The 272-nt window shown below is 61.0% G+C and carries 1 protein-coding gene; it reads left to right on the forward strand.

What is annotated here, in order from left to right:
• On the forward strand, nucleotides 1-161 hold a 161-nt coding region (locus EOD29_RS36290; protein ID WP_164763944.1), incomplete at its 5' end, for a hypothetical protein.
• Nucleotides 162-272: the final 111 nt, after the last annotated feature.

Genomic DNA, 272 nt, shown 5'->3' on the forward strand with positions numbered 1-272 from the left:
AGCCGATCGGCCCTGTCCTCGACGCCGGCGTGATTTCCGACGAGGGCGGACGCGGCGAGCACGGCTCCTTCACAGGCGCCTTTGCCGGCGTGTTCGCCTTCGATACGTCGGGGCGAGGGAAGACGGCGGATTTCGATTGGTTCAATTATGATGAATTGTGAGGGTTAGCATCTACTGCCTCCCACAGCCCTCGTCCTTCGAGGCTTCGGGTTTTGGCCGACGTCTCGAAGGACGAGGGCGGCCACCTGCTGCAACGACACGTCAAAAAGAAA

This window comes from Mesorhizobium sp. M1A.T.Ca.IN.004.03.1.1 (assembly GCF_003997555.1).
In the GTDB taxonomy this organism is placed as follows: domain Bacteria; phylum Pseudomonadota; class Alphaproteobacteria; order Rhizobiales; family Rhizobiaceae; genus Mesorhizobium.